Origin of the sequence: Pectinatus brassicae, assembly GCF_014201835.1 — a bacterium.
Lineage (GTDB): Bacteria > Bacillota > Negativicutes > Selenomonadales > Selenomonadaceae > Pectinatus > Pectinatus brassicae.
On sequence record NZ_JACHFH010000007.1, the window covers coordinates 19579 to 38467 of the forward strand.

The 18889-nt window shown below is 35.3% G+C and carries 18 protein-coding genes and 1 tRNA gene; 10 read left to right on the forward strand and 9 right to left on the reverse strand.

The window, feature by feature from the left end; all coding sequences use genetic code 11:
- Positions 1-6: 6 nt before the first annotated feature.
- Entirely contained in the window at positions 7-849 is an 843-nt protein-coding gene (locus HNR32_RS03730) for a DNA adenine methylase (protein ID WP_183859806.1), read from the forward strand.
- A 379-nt stretch (positions 850-1228) separates the two neighbouring features.
- The gene (locus tag HNR32_RS03735; protein WP_183859807.1) at positions 1229-1444 is read left to right on the forward strand and encodes a hypothetical protein; all 216 of its coding nucleotides are present in this window, start codon (positions 1229-1231) and stop codon (positions 1442-1444) included.
- Positions 1445-1684: 240 nt separating this feature from the next.
- Here HNR32_RS03735 and HNR32_RS03740 read toward each other — a convergent pair whose 3' ends face one another.
- Positions 1685-2875, reverse strand: coding sequence for an MFS transporter (locus tag HNR32_RS03740; RefSeq protein WP_183859810.1), 1191 nt, complete (start codon positions 2873-2875; stop codon positions 1685-1687).
- Positions 2876-3036: 161 nt separating this feature from the next.
- On the opposite strand from HNR32_RS03740, the gene HNR32_RS03745 reads away from it, so the two are divergent.
- Entirely contained in the window at positions 3037-3966 is a 930-nt protein-coding gene (locus HNR32_RS03745) for an AraC family transcriptional regulator (RefSeq protein ID WP_183859812.1), read from the forward strand.
- Between the two features lie 79 nt (positions 3967-4045).
- On the opposite strand, the gene HNR32_RS03750 is transcribed toward HNR32_RS03745, so the two are convergent.
- Positions 4046-6034, reverse strand: coding sequence for a heavy metal translocating P-type ATPase (locus HNR32_RS03750; protein ID WP_183859814.1), 1989 nt, complete (start codon positions 6032-6034; stop codon positions 4046-4048).
- 171 nt (positions 6035-6205) lie between these two features.
- On the opposite strand from HNR32_RS03750, the gene HNR32_RS03755 reads away from it, so the two are divergent.
- The gene (locus tag HNR32_RS03755; protein WP_183859817.1) at positions 6206-7531 is read left to right on the forward strand and encodes a lipase family protein; all 1326 of its coding nucleotides are present in this window, start codon (positions 6206-6208) and stop codon (positions 7529-7531) included.
- A gap of 36 nt (positions 7532-7567) precedes the next feature.
- Here HNR32_RS03755 and HNR32_RS03760 read toward each other — a convergent pair whose 3' ends face one another.
- Positions 7568-8137, reverse strand: a complete 570-nt coding sequence (locus tag HNR32_RS03760) for a cob(I)yrinic acid a,c-diamide adenosyltransferase (protein ID WP_183859819.1) — start codon at positions 8135-8137, stop codon at positions 7568-7570.
- 116 nt (positions 8138-8253) lie between these two features.
- On the opposite strand from HNR32_RS03760, the gene HNR32_RS03765 reads away from it, so the two are divergent.
- Positions 8254-9327 (forward strand): HD-GYP domain-containing protein, encoded by a 1074-nt coding sequence (locus HNR32_RS03765; protein ID WP_183859821.1) that lies wholly within the window; start codon positions 8254-8256, stop codon positions 9325-9327.
- Between the two features lie 40 nt (positions 9328-9367).
- On the opposite strand, the gene queF is transcribed toward HNR32_RS03765, so the two are convergent.
- Positions 9368-9862 carry a preQ(1) synthase gene (gene queF, locus HNR32_RS03770; protein WP_183859823.1) on the reverse strand — a complete coding sequence of 165 codons (495 nt, stop codon included), beginning with the start codon at positions 9860-9862 and terminating at the stop codon, positions 9368-9370.
- Between the two features lie 228 nt (positions 9863-10090).
- Between queF and serC the strand changes: the two genes are divergently transcribed.
- Positions 10091-11182, forward strand: a complete 1092-nt coding sequence (gene serC, locus HNR32_RS03775; RefSeq protein WP_183859825.1) for a 3-phosphoserine/phosphohydroxythreonine transaminase — start codon at positions 10091-10093, stop codon at positions 11180-11182.
- Between the two features lie 53 nt (positions 11183-11235).
- On the forward strand, positions 11236-11736 hold the full coding sequence (locus HNR32_RS03780) for a flavin reductase family protein (protein WP_231038107.1): 501 nt from the start codon (positions 11236-11238) through the stop codon (positions 11734-11736).
- 48 nt (positions 11737-11784) lie between these two features.
- Here the strand turns inward: HNR32_RS03780 and HNR32_RS03785 are convergent, their stop codons facing one another.
- A complete protein-coding gene (locus tag HNR32_RS03785) occupies positions 11785-12423 on the reverse strand; it encodes a YigZ family protein (RefSeq protein ID WP_183859830.1) in 639 nt (212 codons plus the stop codon).
- Positions 12424-12638: 215 nt separating this feature from the next.
- Here HNR32_RS03785 and HNR32_RS03790 point away from each other — a divergent pair, with 215 nt between their 5' ends.
- Complete coding sequence (locus HNR32_RS03790; protein ID WP_196611091.1) at positions 12639-14024, forward strand: amino acid permease; 1386 nt, start codon at positions 12639-12641, stop codon at positions 14022-14024.
- Between the two features lie 87 nt (positions 14025-14111).
- Here the strand turns inward: HNR32_RS03790 and eno are convergent, their stop codons facing one another.
- The 3 genes from eno to HNR32_RS03805 all read right to left on the reverse strand — a co-directional run bounded on the left by eno (position 14112) and on the right by HNR32_RS03805 (position 17209).
- Complete coding sequence (gene eno / locus HNR32_RS03795) at positions 14112-15416, reverse strand: phosphopyruvate hydratase (protein WP_183859832.1); 1305 nt, start codon at positions 15414-15416, stop codon at positions 14112-14114.
- Positions 15417-15637: 221 nt separating this feature from the next.
- Positions 15638-16813 carry an ABC transporter substrate-binding protein gene (locus HNR32_RS03800; protein WP_183859834.1) on the reverse strand — a complete coding sequence of 392 codons (1176 nt, stop codon included), beginning with the start codon at positions 16811-16813 and terminating at the stop codon, positions 15638-15640.
- A gap of 306 nt (positions 16814-17119) precedes the next feature.
- A tRNA-Ser gene (locus tag HNR32_RS03805) sits at positions 17120-17209 on the reverse strand.
- Positions 17210-17499: 290 nt separating this feature from the next.
- Between HNR32_RS03805 and perR the strand changes: the two genes are divergently transcribed.
- Entirely contained in the window at positions 17500-17940 is a 441-nt protein-coding gene (gene perR, locus HNR32_RS03810; protein WP_183859836.1) for a transcriptional regulator PerR, read from the forward strand.
- A gap of 109 nt (positions 17941-18049) precedes the next feature.
- Here the strand turns inward: perR and HNR32_RS03815 are convergent, their stop codons facing one another.
- On the reverse strand, positions 18050-18259 hold the full coding sequence (locus HNR32_RS03815; protein ID WP_183859838.1) for a DUF1858 domain-containing protein: 210 nt from the start codon (positions 18257-18259) through the stop codon (positions 18050-18052).
- Positions 18260-18492: 233 nt separating this feature from the next.
- Here HNR32_RS03815 and HNR32_RS03820 point away from each other — a divergent pair, with 233 nt between their 5' ends.
- Complete coding sequence (locus HNR32_RS03820; protein ID WP_183859840.1) at positions 18493-18837, forward strand: ASCH domain-containing protein; 345 nt, start codon at positions 18493-18495, stop codon at positions 18835-18837.
- The last annotated feature ends 52 nt before the right edge of the window (positions 18838-18889 follow it).

Consider the following 18889-nt stretch of genomic DNA (forward strand, 5'->3'; position numbering starts at 1 on the left):
TATTGTATGGCTAAGTCATTTTCGCCGCTTCGGTATCCAGGTGGCAAATTTAAAATATACAAGAAGGTCAAGAATCTAATTATTGCAAAAGGCTTTGACAATAGAATGTATGTGGAGCCTTTTGCTGGTGGTTTTGGGATAGGCATTAGCTTGTTGTGCGAAAAAGTCGTTCCGTCGGTTATATTGAACGACTTTGACTCACATATTTATCATTTTTGGCATTCTGTATTGAATGACACGGATAGCTTGCTACGTTTAATTAAGGACACACCGATAACTATAGAAGAACGAGAAAAGCAAAAGCAGAACTATAGAGATTTAGACGCTGACACTTTAACCGATGGGTTTGCCACGTTGTTTCTAAACAGGGTGAATTTCTCTGGAGTACTTAAAGGCGGGCCCATTGGTGGGTTAGACCAGTCGGGAACTTATAAGATTGATTGCAGATTTAATAAAGAGGATATAAGCCGCAGAATCGAGGTTATCGCACAACTAAAAAACAAGATTAAGCTATACAACAAAGATGCAGGTTATCTGATTAGAATGCATCTGATGAAAATGAAAACACCTATGTTTCTTAACATTGACCCTCCATACGTTATTAAAGGTAGTCAACTGTACACTAACTTTTTTACAGAAGGAGACCATCTCAATTTGCAGAGAATTATTGTTAAGTATCTAGATGCTGCCTATCCGTGGATAATGACATATGATAATTGCTCTCTTGTTAGGGACTTATATAGGCGCTTTCATATGCAGGAATATGGCATTAACCATAACGCAGGGGGAACTGTACTGGGGAAGGAGATCGTAATTACGAACATTCTTTCTGATGGATTTTTATGGTAAGTGAGTAAAATCAAAACTTTATGTAATTACTGTGATCACTTTGATGACAAGTGACAAAAGGATACAGAGTTACTGCAATATTCGATAATAGTAATCTATTAAAATCGCTGTATGTTAAAATTGATATAATGGTTAAATAGCTAGATGAATTTTTCGATTTATAAATTGGGGGAGAGTTAATGTATGAGTAAGTGGAGAGATAGAGTACAAGTAAGTTCGCAAAAGTAAAAAAAGGAAAAGCCATCGAAACTCCGAAACAGGTAAGTGTCTAGCAAACCAATAAGGAGTGAAAATCGATGGCTTACCAAAATTCTACCGTATCTTTTGAAAAAATGCTATTGAAATTTATAACCGATGAAGATCCAATACGATAAACGATATGCGTGTAGAACAAAAACGCGCCGTCTTACGCACCTTTGTAAAAAAGATGGTTTGGGACGGCGAGAATGTGCATGTATGTTTATTTGGTTCTGATGATAGCGGTGATATTGAATTACTGCCAGAAGAATTCGGACAGCGTGACGGCATTGAATTTACTGAAGCTAATGGGAATACTACCAAGCCGTTATGTGAGAATAGCAAATACTATGCGTAATGATAAAAAGGAGGCATTCCTAACATAAACGCATGTTTTATGGGGTTCTGTTTAAGGTATTAGTAACGTTTCCACCCTCTCCGCCATATAATTAGAAACTTTTAGGTCTGCCGAGGGGCAGGCCTTTTTTGTTATAAAAAACTGATCTCCACAAGTTAGGGGTATTTAGCCGAACTTGTGGAGATCAGTTTTATTACTGTGGTTGTATTTAAATTTAAGGATTATATTTACAAGGAATGATTAGTGTGTAGCTTGGCAAAGCAATTTTTTCTTTTGTGTGGAAGGTAAAAATAAACCAGCAAGTGCAGCAAAAATTGCTATTACTGCTAAAAGTTCCATGGTCATCGGCAAGCCATAAGAATCAGCAAAATAACCAAGCAGTGGTATCAATACGCCGCCGACGCTGAAGGAAAGTCCTAATGTAACACCAGAGGCGAAACCTATATTACGGGCTAAATAGGTCTGCCCTAATACAACGATTGAGCTAAATGGTGCAAACATGGCAAAGCCCATAGGTAAAAGCAATAAAAAACCAAGCCATACAGTTTTTGTCTGTGATAGAAGTACTACGGATATAGCTAATAATGCATAGCTTATGCGGATTATTTTTAAATAACCAAATTTATCTGCCAGTAAGCCGCCGAGCAAAGTCATTATTACACCAAACATAAATAATAAGGTTAATGATGAACCAGCAGCTGCATTGGACAAACCCATGACTTTAACCCAATAAATAGGGATAAAACTGCGCAGACCACAAATGGTAATTGAACTAAATATTAGTAGTAAAACTAAATGGGAAAAAGCACGCCAATCATTTTTGGCAGGGGCATCAGCTGTTGCAGCAGGTTTTGCGGAATTATTATCTGTTTTTTCTGCAATTGCTTGTTTCATTTTAGGGACGAACAGCATAAGCAGCAGGGCTGTTGCTAGACCTAAAAAACAGAAAATAGAAATCCCTTTTAGTCCCCACATGCTGATTGCAGCTACAGCAAGTACAGGTCCCACAGCAAAACCACCATTGCCGCCAACTGAAAAAATACTAAGCGCAGTGCCGCGTTTACTGCCGGCAACTTTATTTACCATACAGGCGGCCTCAGGATGAAAAATAGCACTTCCTATGCCGCTAAGGGTAATGACGAAAAATATCAGCCAATAATCAGTAATGATACCGGTGAGTCCCATCGCTGTTCCTGATAAAAATATTCCAGCAGACATAAACCAGTTTTTTGATTTTTTATCTGCTAACCAGCCAAATGCTGGCTGCACAACGGATGATAAAAAACATGAGGCAAACATAAGTCCGGCTATAGATTTATAATCCATACCATATTGTGATATGAAAAACGGCAAAATGGCAGGTAAGGCACCCATAGCAATGTCACAGGAAAAATGTCCTATGGCCAGTAGATAAATATATTTTTTGTCCAAGTAAGTACCTCCTCGATAATTAGCACGAATTTAGCAAATTATTTTAATCACTGCTGGAAAAATATAATTTGTATGATAATATTATTATAAATGTTTAATAATAATAAAGCATGGATAATATGAACTGATATTAGCATAATATGAATGAGAGGAGTTAGCTTGTGTCAGAAAAAAATATCTTATTACAACAATTGCAATGTCAAAATTGTACTTTTATATGTAAGGATCGTACCCAAGGAAATGCTCGTAAATGTTCCCGATTTTCTTGCGATACAGTGTCTTTAAGGGTTGCTCGTATACAATCGGGTGTAAAGGGACCGATGTTTGGTGAGCATTGGCATGAGCAGATGCAGTTGCTTTATTTTAAAAAAGGGGCGGCAGCTATTCATTGTAATGGCGAGAGTCATAAACTTGCACCTAATGATATTCTTATTATTAATAGTAATGAAATACACTATGGAACAAATTTCAGCACTGATACATTGTACTATATTTTGAAAATTGATTTTCGCGAACTTTTTTATCAGAAAAAATTATATGATAAAATTCCTTATATTGAAGCCTTACTGGAAAATCGATTGTTATTCCAATATAAAATTCACAACGATGTTGTATTGAATAGACTGATTGAAGTAATATTAAAAGAAATAGAAAATCCGATAATTGGTTCTGAAATTGAGATACAAGCAAATCTTTTTCATATTGCTGCTCATTTGCTGAGGCACTATCAACAAAAAGTTTTGCCAATTAATCATGCTTTGCAAAATGCAGATAAATTACGTGCAGCTTTGTCTTACTTAGAAACACATTATCAGGAAAATATATCACTTGATTTTTTAGCGGCAATTGCAGTTATGAGTCCCCAGCATTTTTGCCGATTATTTAAAAAACTTACAGGACGAAGGCCGATGGATTATATTAATTTTTTACGTGTGAATAAGGCCATTTTTCTGCTTAATGATAAAAAGCTTAATGTCAGTGAAATTGCTGCTGTTGTAGGATTTAATGATATCAATTATTTTAGCAGGGTTTTTAAGAAATATCAGATGGTATCACCAACTCAGTTTCAAAAAAATAATGCAGATTTTTGATGGAAATAAACTGAATATAGTAATTGATATTATAGGAACAGCCCCAGACCGTGGTTACTGCCTGGGGCTGTTTGTCGTTTTATTTTTTCATATATAATATGCGCATGGAATTTAGAACGCACAGCATAGCAACACCAGTATCGGCAAATACGGCACTCCATAAGGAGGCATAGCCGGTAACGCCTAAAAGCATTACCGCAAATTTTATACCTAATGCCATTACAATATTTTGTATGGCAATATTGTTGGTAGTGTATGCTATCTGCAGGGCATCTGCAACAGCTTCAATTTTTGAAGTCATGAAGACAACGTCAGCAGCTTCGATAGCTGCATCAGCGCCTGATCCCATGGCACAGCCTACATTGGCATTGGCAAGTACTGGGGCATCGTTGATACCATCACCAACAAACATTACAGCACCGTCGTTTTGACGGATTTTTTGCAGTGCAGATAGTTTTTCTGTTGGTAAAAGTTTGGCAAATATATTTTTTATGCCCAGCTTTTTGGCGAGGAGCACTGTATTTTTCTCGGCATCACCGGTTAATATAGCTGTTGAAATATCATACTTATGCAATCTATCGATTGTTGCACGGGCATTAGCTTTTAATTCGTCAGTTAAAAGTATACTGCCGGCATAAATACCATCAATAGCTGTGTAAACAGTAGTGACAGTTTCAACAAATGGAATATGGATGTTATTTTCCTGCATAAGATTGATATTGCCAACTGTAATTTTTTTATTATCAATAATACATTCTATGCCTTTACCAGATAATTCGTTTATTTGTGCAGCAGCAGCTAAGGTAATATTTTCTTCCTGAGCATTTTTTATAATGCTTAGGGCTAGAGGATGGGAAGAAGCTTGCTCGGCACTGGCACAAAAATACAGTAAATCATTTGGGGAAAAACCATCAGCGGGTTTTATTTCCTGTATGGCAAAATTTCCTGTGGTAAGTGTACCGGTTTTATCCAGCGCGGCAGCTTTTACTTTGCTTAAAGCTTCAATGGCTGCACCACCTTTAAATAAAATACCATAACGTGATGCCCTGCCGATACCAGAGAAAAAAGCTAAGGGAACACTGAGTACTAGAGCGCAGGGACAGCTAATGACCAAAAATGTTAATGCGGCATAAATATATTTTTCCCATTGCCCAGTTATTAGTGACGGAATGATTGCTACTAATATGGCAGCAATAACAACAAAGGGCGTGTAATACTTAGCAAAGCGGGAAATAAAACGTTCAATAGTTGGTTTATTGGCTGAGGCATCCTGAACAGAAGCTAAAATGCGTGAAACCATTGATTGGGCTAATACTTTTTCAACCTGCATTTTAATAGCGCTGGTTTTATTTATACAGCCTGATAAAATATTATCACCTGTTTTTACTGTACGTGGCAATGATTCGCCAGTTAACGGTGACGTATCAAGTTCGCTGCTGCCAGAAATAATAATGCCGTCAAGCGGTACTCTGTCACCGGGACGAATTAATAATATATCACCAACTTCGGCAAGTTTTGCAGGAATTTCTGTTGTTTTTTCGTCGAATATTTTTAAAACTGTTTCAGGTCGCATATCAATGGCGGCAATGATTTCCTGCTGACTTTTGTTTGATGCTTGTTCTTCGAATAACTCACCAATGCGGAAAAACAGCATTACGCCGGCAGCTTCAGGATATTGCCCAATAATAAAGGCACCGATGGTTGCTATGCTCATAAGAAAATTTTCGTCAAAAATATGACCTTTTATAATATTGCGCATAGCATGGCTTAAAACATGACGGCCCAATATTATATAAGATATAATTAATAGTATGAGTTCTAAGGTTGAATTATAAGTGCCTAATAATTGGGCAATTATAAAAAATATACTGCCAACGATAATTTCGTAAAAATCAGTACCCTTATACCAAACTAGTGCTTTGGTGTGATGGGAGCTGGTGCTTTCATGGGAACAGCAGCTGCAGGTGGATAATGGAGTTAAATTTTGTAAATCAGAGTGGTCATTATGATAGCAGGTATTGCCTAATGATTTTGCCTTGTCATGGATATGGGATATATCTTGGGACATAACACTCACCTCAAATTAAGTTTTTGCAAATATTAAATAAATATATGAACATTTATTCATACGTTTATTATAGCATCGATAAAATTTGTACGCAAGAAACTTTTATTGATTATTATATTGATTAATTTATGATAAAATAAAAATATAATAATTTGCCAAGAGGGGGATAAAATGAAGAATTTTATAGTTGTTGTGACGATAATAATCACTTGTGTATTTACCAATATGTCTAGTGTCAAAGCAAGTGATGTAAATGATTATAAACAGCAATATTTTGCCTCGTTATTATCAATGGCTGCTTATAATGATAAGTATAGTACAGCAGTAAAAGCAGCGTTGACCGCATATGGCTGGGACTTTTTAGACAATACGAGTGATAATAAAAAATTAAAGGATGTATTATTAGCACATGCAGTTGATTTTAAGGCGGCAGAAGATTCTTATTTTCTGGCATTTAAGGGTACCAGTGATTATGCTGATGTCAAAAATGATATAAATATAAAATTAATCCCCTTTGCTGCTGAAAATAGCAGCAAAGCAGTAATTACTGAAAACACGCCTTTAGTGCATAGCGGCTTTTATAGTAATTGTTTAAAATTATTGGCACAGCCAATTGGTAAGGAAGATTTAACGCAATATTTAATAAAAATTTTAGCGCAAAAACCAGCAGCACATCTTTATATAACGGGACATAGTTTGGGTGGAGCAGAGGCTGTGCTGACAGCAGCAAGATTAATCGAGCTGGGGGTTCTGCCGCAGCAGATAAGCGTAATTTCTTTTGGGGCGCCGGCAGTTGGCAATGAGCAGTTTGCCCAAGAATATGGCAGTAAAATAAATTTGCAACGGATTATTATGAAGGGTGATCCTGTTCGTAATCTAGCACAGATTGTTGATGCCCGTTATAGACTATTTGGGCAGGAGATAAAATATTCACAGGTCAGTTCTGATGATGATAAGATTTCCCATAAAATAATACTATATGTGGATAGAGCCTTGCGTCAGTATTATGATAAAAAAACTGACCCGCTAGATGAAAGAACAGCAAACGTATCAGTAATATTTACTGAGCCGGTTTTTCATATCCCTGAGGAGCAGCAAAGAGAAAATATAAATGTTTATTTACAAAAAGCCTTAGCGGATATTACAAAGCATAATATAAAAGAATCAGTAGAAAAAAATACAGCGGATACATTAGCTGAAAATTGCAAATATGTAGTAAGGACAGATATTACAATAAAACGGCAGCAAAAAGTGCAAAATAGTTTTTATACGGCTATTAATTATACAATTTATAAAGCCGAGCCGCAGATAACTAACCTGCCCCTTTTTGTTCAAGAAAAATATGAACAATATAAACCACCTGCTGACGGCAAGAAGCAATTGAAAATTATTACTGTTTTGTCAGCTTCAACTAATACTGTGGAGCTGACACCAATAGAGGCAGTACTATATAATAGCAGCAAACTCCAGCCACAGCTGAAAAACATTCTTAAATAACAAATGGTCACGGCATTTTTGCCGTGACCATTTGTTTTAATCCTCAATACCTTTGCGACCCATAAGCCCTTTATCAAAATAGTGTTTTATAAGTTTCATTTCAGTCACTAAATCAGCTCGGTCAATTAGCCAGTCAGGTGCATTGCGCCCAGTGCAGATTATTTCACTATTAGTAGGAATGAGATTTAAAAGATGCTCCACCTGTTCTTTTTTTATTAAGCCGAAAAATAAGGCTACATTTATTTCATCCAGTACAATAATATCATAGTGCTGATTATTTAAGGCTGCTTCCAATTTTTGCAGACCTTGTTCAATCAATTCAATATAATCTGCCGGAGGGTTGCCTTTAGGGAAAACAACGACATCTGTATCGAATTTAGCGATACTTTCTTTATCAATAGTACCTTCCTCAGCGATAAAGAACGGCTTGCCAGTAGTTTGCAATACTATTTGCGGCATGGCTTGTAAAATTTTTTGTTCACTATAGGCTAAGCTTTTCATAAATTGGGCAAAGTATATTCTTAGATCGGCACCGGCAGCTCTTATAGCTAAACCAATAGCTGCTGTGGTTTTGCCTTTGCCGTTTCCAGTGTATACATGTAACATATTAACAACTCACTTTCTTGAATAAAAATAATTAATTTTTTAAAAGTAGGACTTTTAACTAAGTATAAAGAATATATATATTTAGTTTATTCATGACCATATGAGGAGGCAGAAATGTGAAAGAGATTAATATTGAGAAATTGGTGCCAGGGATGGCACTGGGCCGAACGATTCTCAATGATAAAATGGTCGTAATTTTATCAGCTGGGACTTTATTGACACATGCCCATATAACTCGTCTAAAATATTTGAATATTCCTTCGGCCTATATAAAAGACGGTTTTGATTTCAGCCAAAATTATCGTGCAGTAGAAATAATTTTTAATAAGGAAAATGCTTTTGTAAAAAAATATAACGATATAGTAGCGGAAGCCAGTGACCTTTTTGTGAATGTAGCAAAAGGCAAAGGGGAAGTGGTTGAAACTGTTGGAGAGGCAGTGAAAGAATCATTGGCACCAACTGTACGCGAAAGTGGTGTTATTGATTATTTATATACCCTTAGTAATATAAGTGACAATATATATCATCATTCTGTGCGGATAGCTGTAATGTCTGGCGTTATTGGTAAGTGGCTGCATTTTAGTGATAAAAAAATTAATGATCTTATATTGGCAGGATTTTTACATGATATAGGAAAAACGATGATGCCTAAAAATCTGATTAGTCGTCGTCCAGGAAAATTAAAACCTGAAGAATACGAAATCTACATACAGCATACAATAAATGGACAGGACATTTTATCAGATAAAAATAATATTTCGGCTGGTGTAAGGGCAGCGGCTTTGCAGCATCATGAAACTATGGATGGCGCTGGTGAGCCCTTCGGTGTTAGCGGCGACGAGATAAATGAATATGCGCGTATTGTATCAGTGGCTAATTTATATGATAATATAACCACTGAGCGTGAAGGTGAAGTAAAGCAGACACCTTTTGACGCAGTTGAATTTATAGGTAAAAATATGTTTTCGACGCTTGATGCCAGAATTTGTGTACCGTTTATTTCCAATATACAAAATTCATTTTTAGGTTCTAAGGTTGGATTAACCGATGGACGACAAGGGATAATTGTATATTATCCAGATGGATATTCATCTTTGCCAATGATTAGGATTGATGATGATACGATACTTGATCTAAACGATGAACGACGGGAACATGATATAAGAATAATGGAGTATAATCCCCGTTAAGTATGATAAATGCGTATTTCACAGAAATACGCATTTTTTTTTATCTGTTATCAATTTTGTCCATGCCGGCTAAATCGTGTTGAATAAAACGTTGTTCAGCAATTTTTTCATATTTACTGTCAGGACGGCCGTAATTGACATAAGGATCAATTGAGATACCACCGCGTGGCAGGAATTTACCCCATATTTCTATGTAACGGGGATTCATTAATTTTATTAAATCATCCATGATAATGTTAATGACATCTTCGTGAAAATCGCCATGATTACGAAAACTAACTAAATATAACTTGAGTGATTTGCTTTCAACCATGAGCTCATCAGGGATATAAGAAATATAAATAGTAGCAAAATCAGGCTGTCCGGTTATCGGACAGAGACTTGTAAATTCAGGACAATTGAATTTGACCCAATAGTCACGCTGCGGATGTTTATTGACAAATGTTTCCAGGATTGCTGGTGTATATTCATAACCGTATTGTACATTTTTTTGACCTAATAATGTTATTGAATCGGTCTCTTGTTGTGTGCGCATAAAATACCTCACTGATAATTAATATTTTCTATTATTATAATATTTTTTTCATAAAAATGCGATAATATAAGGTATTTTATTTATTTGCAGATGAATTGAAAAATATTTATCGTTACATAATAGGCTTTTTCTTGACGATGTTACTTTATTAGCGTAAAATTAAGTATTGTTAAATTCGTAAATTTAAACACTTAGTTTTTTCTAGATGTAATTTTGGAGGTTTTTATAATGAAAGCAAATCGTGTATATAATTTTAATCCCGGTCCGGCAATATTACCATTAGAAGTATTAAAAGAAGCTCAAAGTGAATTATTAAATTTTAATAATAGCGGCATGTCTGTTATGGAAATCAGCCATCGTTCTCCAGAATATGATGAAGTGCATAATAAAGCTAAAGCTGATATAAAAGAGCTTATGGGCTTAGGTGACGATTATGAAGTATTATTTATACAAGGCGGTGCCAGCACAGAATTTGCGATGATACCGATGAATTTCGCTCTCGATGGCAAAAAAGGTAATTATGTATTATCAGGCAGTTTTTCCACTAAAGCATATCAAGAAGCCGAAATACAAGGAGTAGGAGTTGTAGCTGGCTCCAGCAAGGAAAATAATTTCCGTAATATCCCTAAACAAGATGAAATTAAATTAAGTGCTGATGCTGCTTATTTACATATATGCTACAATAATACTATATATGGTACAGAGTATCATTATATTCCAGAAACACATGGTGTTCCATTGATTGCTGATATGTCATCAGATATGTTGTCACGACCATTGGATTTTAGCAGGTTTTCCTTAATTTATGCCGGTGTCCAGAAAAACTTGGGACCAGCAGGTGTTACCCTTGTTGTTGTAAAAAAATCATTTATAGAAAATAGCCCGGAAAATATTCCCACTATGCTTAGATATAATACATACAGTAAGAAAAATTCATTGTATAATACACCACCAGCATTTGGAATTTATATGGTGGGAAAAGTTGCTGCATGGATAAAAAAACAGGGCGGATTACAGGCTATGGCCGAAAAAAATGCCCAAAAAGCAGCACTATTATATGATGCAATTGATAACAGCAATGGTTTTTACAAGGGCCATGCCGATAAAGACAGCCGTTCTTTCATGAATGTGACTTTCCGTTTAGCTAATGAGGAATTGGAAGCTAAATTTGTGGCAGAAGCAAAAAAACAACAGTTGTGTGGCATAAAGGGTCACCGTTCAGTTGGTGGGATGCGGGCTTCTATTTATAATGCAATGCCATATGAAGGTGTAAAAGCATTAGCTGATTTTATGCTTAAATTTAAAGAAGAAAATTTATAATTATTCTTTGATAAGTTTATTATAAATTTTCTAAAAGAGAAAGGATGATAAACTTGAAAAATATAGATGCATTGGCAATTGGTGATAAAATTGTGCAGTCACTTAAACCAAGTGTGTTTTTGACAACAGCCGCCGAAGGCAAAATAAACACAATGGTTATTGGCTGGGGTGCTATTGGTGTAATGTGGGGGAAACCTGTATTTACGGCAATGGTTAGAAAATCACGTTATTCGTGGGAACTATTGGAAAAAAGCAACGAATTTACCGTTAGCATACCTACGCATGATATGAAGGAAGCACTGAAAATTTGCGGTACGAAATCTGGCCGTGATATTGATAAATTTACTGCAGCAGCATTAATGCCGCAGGCAGGACAAAAAATAAAGACACCAGTACTTGCTGGTGCCGGTATCCATTTGGAATGCAAGGTGCTGTATAAACAGGATATGCAGCCGGAAAACATGGATAAAGCAGAAAAAGAACGTTGGTATGGTGACGGCGGAGATTGGCATACTATGTATTTTGCTGAAATTGTCGCATCCTATGAAGATTAAATAATAGCAATAAAAAAACTGCCACTAAAGGCAGTTTTTTTATTGCTATTATTTGTGTATAGGTACATCAAAATAAATATCTTCGGAGTTGGAAAATAGACAATTAGCTGAAGATAATTCAGTGATTTGATTGTGAATAGTATCATAATTCTGAGCGCATACTAAGATCGTAAAGCATATATTATTGCTGAAATCTTTATCTAAAATACGAATATTGTTTTTATGCAGATAGTTTTCAATGCTGCCAACGAGTGGATAAGAAAAAGTAAGATGAATTTTTTTAAACGGAGTTCTTTCAACTATTACAGCGTTATTTAAAGCCACGGAAACACTATGACCATATGCTCTGATAAGTCCGCCTGAGCCAAGTTTTGTTCCGCCAAAATAACGTGTTACAACAACTGTTATATCAGATAGTTTCTGTTTTTGCAATACGTCCAAAATAGGTTTGCCAGCTGTTCCCGAAGGTTCACCATTATCATCGGCTTTTTGTTTTTCGCCTTGGCTGCCAATAATATAAGCAGAACAGTTATGGGTTGCATCCCAATATTTTTTCTTAAGAGATTCGATAAATTCTATAGCTTCTTCTTCGGTAGCAGTTCTTTTGACATGGGTAATAAAGCGTGATTTATTGATTTCATAATCGGTAACCATAGAATTATCAATAGTTTTGTACGTTAGCATCATTATCTCCATTTCCTTTGATAATATTAAATTTTATTATAAAACCTACTAAACATATTATTAATACATTTTATACTACAAAAATTAATTATAACTAAATTTGCGATTAAAATAAAGTGACTTGTATGATGTTTTATCGATGAAAAATATAGTTAAATTGATTTTTTTGTGGTATTATCACTATATATCTTTAATAATTAAGGGTTGTGATAAAAATAATGGATAAGTTTATGATGAAGCGCAGCCTGAAAAATAGACATATACAATTAATTTCACTGGGTGGGATTATTGGCAGTGGCTATTTTTTAGGGACAGGTTATATTTTGGAAAAAGCTGGACCAGCAGCGATATTAGCTTATTTACTTGGTGGCTTAATTGTGTTTTGTGTAATGCTGTGTTTAGCAGAATTGGCAGTGGCAAAACCAATATCAGGATCATTTGTAAGTTATGCAGGAGAATATATTTCTCCTGCCTGGGCCTGCGGTGTAGGCTGGGCTTATTGGCTTAATTGGATTGCCTATGTTCCCTCAGAAATGATTGCTGCAGGTATAATTATGAATAATTTTGTACCGATGGTAAGTCAGGTTATATGGGCGATTATATTTGGCTTGATAATAACGGGGATAAACGTTTTTAGTGTAGGTAAATTTGGCGAAATGGAATTTTGGCTGTCATTGGTAAAGATAATAGCCCTTATTGCATTTTCCTTTATTGCTATAGGAATTTGTCTTGGTTTTATTGGCAAAGGCGGATATTTGGGTACAAGTATTTTGCTGCAAAATGGTGGGTTTGCACCACATGGATATTGGTCAGTATTTATTACTATGATTATTATTCTGGTTAATTTTCAAGGCTCAGAAATAATTGGCCTAGCAGCAGGTGAATGTGAAAATCCACAAAAAAGCATACCAATAGCTGTGCGTAATGTCAGTTGGCGTATAATTGCTTTGTATATAATACCAGTATCACTGCTGATATCAATACTGCCTTGGTCACATGCAGGGCTGCAGGAAAGCCCGTTTGCCGCAGCTTTAGCAGAATATGGTTTTAGTAATGTCGCAGCGGTTTTTGCATTTGTTATATTAACGGCAGCGATTTCTTGTTCCAATTCTGGTCTTTATGGCAGTGGACGAGCACTACAGGCTTTGGCACAAATGGGGATGGCGCCTAAGTGGCTGGGTAAAATAAATAATCATGGTATGCCGCAAAATTCAATATTTGTATCGATTGTTGGCTGTTGGCTGATTATACTGCTTTATACTTATGATAAGAGTTCATTGGCTTATACGTATTTATTGGCCGTATCTGGTTTTACTGGGGCCCTTGCCTGGATTTCAATTTGCTGGAGCCAATATAATTTTCGACGCAAGCTGCAAAAAGAAAATCTTGTCCATACATTGAAATATAAAACACCTTTTTTCCCGTATTTAACATTGTTTGGCATAGTAATACAGATATTGTGTCTTGTCGTTATGGCCTTTACGTCCGATTTGCGTATGGCACTATATACTGGTATTCCGATGATGGTTATACCTATGGTTTGGTATAAAATAACACATAGGGAAGATGTTAAAGAACATAAAACAGTGAAATTATATCACTAAGTGAAAAGACATTAAAATAAATATATATATGCATAATAAAAAGCTTGAATTAAATTTTTTTAATTCAAGCTTTTGGCTTATTGTAAATTATTTATGTTTCTGGTTGAAGGCTGACATGCCAGGGTAAACAGCATTTTCACCAAGTTCTGCTTCGATTCGCAATAGTTGATTGTACTTAGCAACGCGTTCACTGCGGCTGGGAGCACCTGTTTTTATTTGTCTGGTATTAAGGGCGACAGCCAAATCAGCAATGGTGGTATCTTCGGTTTCACCGGAACGATGTGAGGTAACAGCTGTATAACCGGCCTTATGAGCCATTTTTATAGATTCAAGTGTTTCGGATAAAGTACCTATCTGGTTTAATTTTATCAATATGGAATTACCACAGCCAGAAGCAATGCCTTTGCTTAAACGTTCAGTATTAGTAACAAATAAATCATCACCGACAATCTGAACTTTGTCACCAAGGCGGCTGGTTAATTTTTGCCAGCCTTCCCAATCTTCTTCATCAAGCCCATCTTCCAAGGAAACAATAGGGTATTTTTCAATTAAAGAAGCCCAATAGTCAATCATTTCATCATTGGAGAAGGTTTTGCCTGATTTTGGCAGGTGATATTCGCCTATTTTACTGCCTTTCCACTCACTGGCAGCTGGGTCAAGAGCCAGCATGAAGTCTTTCGGGGCTTTATAACCAGCAGTATCAATAGCTTGCAGAATTATTTTTATAGCATCTTCATCACTAGCAAGATTAGGGGCAAAACCGCCTTCATCTCCCACTGAGGTAGCAAGATTTTTTTCTTTTAATATTGATTGCAGTACATGGAATACTTCTGTGCACCAACGCAGCCCTTCCTTAAAAGAAGGCGCTCCGACCGGCATAATCATGAACTCTTGTATATCAACATTATTGGTAGCATGAGCACCACCGTTTAGAATATTCATCATGGGAACCGGCAGATTATTGCCATTAATGCCGCCTAAAAAGCGATAAAGAGGCAGACATAATAAGTTAGCAGCAGCTTTAGCACAGGCTAAAGAAACAGCAAGCATGGCATTAGCGCCAAGTTTTGATTTATCTTTTGTGCCATCGAGTTTAATCATGGTATTGTCAATGGTGTAGGTATCAGAAGCATCAAGTCCCTGCAAAGCTGAATTAATATGGCTATTAATATTATTAACAGCGGTACTAACACCTTTACCCATAAATCTGGTTTTGTCGCCATCGCGCAATTCTAAAGCTTCAAATTCGCCGGTAGAGGCGCCGCTGGGAGCAGCTGCACGACCAACACTGCCACCACTTAAAGTAACTTCGGCTTCAACTGTAGGATTACCACGCGAATCAATAATTTCTCTGCCGATAATTTTTTCAATACTAAATTTGTTAAAAATCATTATATACATCTCCTCTATATAAATGTATTATCTATTAAGTTGGAATTTTTATCTATTCACAATATAACACAAATGATAATAATTATCAACATGATTGTGCTTAATAATTATAAAATAATATTTGTTATATTCAATAAATTAATACATTTTCCTGTAAAAATATAAAAAAATAATGGCTCCCTTAAAAAAAGGGAGCCGAGGAAATATTTAGCAGCAGAAAATTATTCTGGTGAAACAGCTTGTTTAAATGTTTGTTTACCATCTTTAAACTCAATGATAACAGCCTGTTTTACAGGGTTATGGGATTTATCGATGCTTATTGTACCAGTTACAAGTTTCAAATCTTTTATAGAAGCAAGAGCTTCTTTGATTTTTTCTGGTTTAGTACTGCCTGCTTTTTTAATGGCATCTATTATCATGGATGCTGCATCATAACCTAAAACTGCGGCAGCATCAGGTGTTTGCTGATATTTTTCTTTATATTTTTTAATGAATGCAGCTGTTTCAGGTGATTTATTTTCAACAGAGTAGTGATTGGTGAAATAAGTATTGTTAAGTGCGTCTGGACCAGCAATTGCAACTAATTTGCTACTGTCCCAGCCATCACCACCGCAAATTGGTACAGTGATGCCGAGGTCACGAGCTTGTTTTATGATTTTGCCAACTTCTTCATAATATCCAGGAATATATATCATGTCAGGATTAGAAGCAGCAATTTTAGTTAAAGTGGCTTTGAAATCAGTATCTTTTTGCAGATATGCTTCAGTATCAACAATAGTTCCGCCGTTTTTGGTAAAGCTTTCCTGGAAGAAGTGGGCTAAACCTTTGGAATAATCAGAGCTGTTATCAATATAAAGTGCCACTTTTTTAACTTTTAATGTTTTTGTGGCGAAATTCCCCATTACGGTACCCTGGAAAGGATCTATGAAGCAGGCGCGGAACATATAGTCATTTACTTTTCCGTCATCGCCAACAGTAACTTTAGGATTTGTAGCAAATGGACTTACTACAGGCACTTTTTGGTCATCGGCAATTTGTGTCATGGCTATTGTATTAGAAGAGGTACAAGCTCCAAATATTACAGATGCTTTATCTGTGGATATCAATTTAGTTATAGCGTTGGCCGCTTCAGCCGGTTCGGATTTATTATCAGCTTTGATAAATTCAATTTTTTTACCATTAATGCCGCCAGCAGCATTAACATCATCAAAGGCTATTTGGGCACCATTTCCAGCCGATGTACCATATGAAGCATTATTACCGGTTAATTCAAGGTCACCACCAATTTTTATTGTATCAGAAGAGCCACTGCCATTACCGCATCCGGCTGCACCTAATACAGCAAAGGCTAAGCCGATAGAAACTGCGGTAGCTTTAAAAATATTCTTTTTTAACATATATACCATTCCCCCTTTTTTCCGAAAAAGACAAAAGCCTGTTAACAAAGAAACAATATATATTGTTTCTTTGTTAACAGGCTTCATTGCACAAAAACATTTATTCTATTTCGGTAAGCAAAGTATAGCATTATACTTTATAAAATGCAATAAAAATATTTATAAACATTATAAAGTTAGGATAGTAGTTAATATATACAATTAAATATTATTAGTAAATAATGTTTAATTATTAAAAAATATGTATTAAAACACAAAAAAACCTGCATAAATGCAGGTTTTTATAACAAATAAATTTTTAAATTATGGCGGAGAGTGAGGGATTCGAACCCTCGGTACAGTTTCCCGCACACACGCTTTCCAGGCGTGCTCCTTCAACCACTCGGACAACTCTCCAAATGCTCTCAAATATGCTGTATATCTATCAGCAACGATACATATGATACCATCTTTTATTTCCTTTGTCAATGATATTATGGAAATTAATATCATTGACAAAGGAAATATGATATTAGCTTATCATATAACTAATATATATTAAACAATAATGCTTACTTGTTACAAAAAATTACAGATAAATATTGACATAAAGCAATCTTTTTATTATTATAATATCATAGTGTTAGTTTGTTGATAATAACTATTAATTAAAAATGATTTTGATATATGGAAAGGATAGTACTATTATGATGGATGCAAAAAAGGTAACGGCTTTACTGCGAAAAAAGGGGTTTAAGGTGACGCCGCAACGATTGGCAATATACAATGCACTTTGTAATACAAAAGCTCATCCTAATGCAGAAATGCTCTTTAATAAATTACAACCTTATTATCCAACTATGAGTTTGGCTACAATATATAAAACTATCGATATTTTAAGAGAAATAGGTCTTATTCAAGTTATTAATGTTGGCGAAGATAGCCTGCGTTATGATGCTACTGTTGAGCTTCATCCCCATATACGCTGTACGGTGTGTAATCGTGTTGATGATATTATGGATTTTGATTTTTCACCAGCAATTAAAAATGTTGCCGAAAAGACTTCTTATGATTTGTCGGGACAACAGTTTTATTTTTATGGAGTATGTCCTGAATGTCAGGCTAAAATGAGTAAAAAAATAAGCTAATCTATTAATAAAGCCTCTGCTTGTAATTTAGCAGAGGCTTTATTAATAGAAAACAGCTCAGTTTTTATAAGTAATTCTTAATAAAAACTGAGCTTTATGCCAATAAGTATTATTGCTGTGCTTGAGCAGCAACTACTTTGTTGAGGTCGGCCATTAGACGCTCAATATCAATACCATGGGCCATAGCGCCTTGTTCGATATTTTCAAAATGAGCAGCGGCACAGCCAATACAGCCCATGCCGGACATAGCAAATACATCAACAGTTTCAGGGTATTGTTGAACGACTTCCATAATACCCATCTCTTTTGTAATTGTCATATTCATTACCTCCTTAATAAGTAATAAAACTACGACTCTATTATAACACATTTTATAAATTTGTTTGCTAAATTTTTATATTCGGGTTAAAATAATATGTAAATTAGAGAGTGTATTAAGAGCATAATGCTAGTTGATTATAATAAATATTATTTATTATCTCTGAAAATACAGAAGATGTATAAATAAAATTATATAGGGAATTATACCCTTGATAGGAGAGAAAAAAACAAATGATGGCATTGAATTTCCAGGCACCAAAACATGAAAAATTATTAATGGGACGCAAAAAAAATTGTACAGTACGATTGGGTGATGTAAGTAAACAATATCCAGAGAGTTCATTGGTATGGGTTACTACTGGTGCTAAATTTGAACCAAAAAAGAAATTGTTTATTGCCTATTTAGATAAGGTACAGGTAAAAAGCATGATGGAACTTACCTCGGAAGATCTTGATCATCAAAATCCTGATATCAATACGCGTGAAGATTTAATAGCTGATTTTGAAAATATATATAAAAAAAGAATTACAATGGAAGATACTGTAACTGTTATTTATTTTTCCGAAGTATTATAATATAAAAAGTGAGGTCTTAAGCTATTTTAATAGCCTAAGACCTCATTTTTTG